This is a genomic window from Actinomycetota bacterium (genome assembly GCA_009923495.1).
GTDB lineage: Bacteria > Actinomycetota > Actinomycetes > S36-B12 > UBA5976 > UBA5976.
Window position 1 is genome coordinate 1 of the sequence record RFTJ01000051.1, and the last position, 1,429, is coordinate 1,429.

Sequence of the window (1,429 nt, forward strand, 5' to 3'; positions counted from 1 at the left end):
GATGGGCTTGCGGAAATCAAGCTGGTAGATGTCCACGCTGGAGAGCATCATGGTCAATTCCAACTGCAAGGCTTCCTTGCTCACCGTTTCGTTGACGTAATTCTTCCAGTATTTGTTGAACAGGTTGTTGTTGGTGTAGTTGATGGTGCTGCCACTTGCGTTCACGGCATTATAGTACACCAAGCGAGGAATCTCGAAGGCAAGGTCGAAAGTCGGGGCATAGGGGTTGTCTATGTGGCTGATGAAGGGCATCTTGAGAATCCCCACCGAAAGAGCCACGTTGCCGCTCACTCCGTACTGGTACGCCCACTCGGTTTTCCCCTCAATCAAGTTGTACTGCGCCAAGCGGTATCCTGTCTGCAACGACTTGACCGTGCCACTTGCAAGAGTGCCGTCAATATCCCAAGTGCGGCCCACAATCTTGTCCGTGCTGAACGATGCAGGGATGAGTGTGCCGCAGGAAGTTTCTACTACCTTGTCGCCTTTTCCGTAGAAATTTTGCGTTGGGAATAGCTTACCGCCATAACCTTCCTTGGCAAGTGGATAAGATTGCTTGTACGTCTTGGACAAATAGTCGCCCATATCCTTGTACTTGAAGATGAGGTTTGTGCTGGCATTCGGGTCGCCGTTGGTCAGGATTTGTTCTGCGTTCTCGTCAGCTTTCTGCGACCAATCCACAACGCCCGAAGTGTAAAAGTCCACCCACGGCTCGATGTACAGGAGTTTCGGGTCTTGAGAATCGGCCATGATGTGCAGGTTGAACATCTTCTGCAGGTCTTGCAGGAGGTCGCTTTGCTTAACATCCGCAGGCAAGGCCGTTCGCATATCCAGCACCCCGATGTTTGACGGATTTTCAATGCACTCGAATTGAATATTGCAGTTGGGTTCTTGGTCGTAGTTGATGATTGGACAGTCAACGATGAGCCTCACGTTTGTTCCCGCTCGAATCGTAACGTCATTGAATATCACGTCTTGAAAAACGTTTTTTTGAAATACCGAGTTCCATGAGTTGTCGGGATTGTACTTGGGAATCACGGCAAGGTCTTGGTTATTGGTGACATCACGAATTGTGAGGCCAAACGGCAGTTCGGTTTGCACGGTTGCCCAAGTGAACTTGAGCGTCATCCTGATGTTCCACCGTGTCGGTAGTGCAGGAGCAACGAATGTGCTTGATGATGCCACCCAATAACCAGGGCGGTCGTACAACGGTGGAGTAGAATCGTTTTGGAATAACAGGAATCCTGTTGCAGTGGCAAAACTTGCGCCATTACTTCTTGCAAAGATGTTGCTGCCCGATAAGTTCACAGGCATCGTCCCTGCGGCATAGGGCAGCACCAACTTGTTGAAGGTTGCCGAGTTAAAGAAGTTGCTTGAGTACCTGTATCCTGCTTGCGTGAAGATTAGGTCAATCATCTTCTTGACGTAGATG

At 49.8% G+C, this 1,429-nt stretch carries 1 protein-coding gene; it reads right to left on the minus strand.

What is annotated here, in order from left to right:
- The coding region (locus EBS36_07435) for a hypothetical protein (protein ID NBU32980.1) at nt 1-1,413 on the minus strand (1,413 nt) is incomplete at its 3' end.
- Nucleotides 1,414-1,429 lie beyond the last annotated feature (16 nt).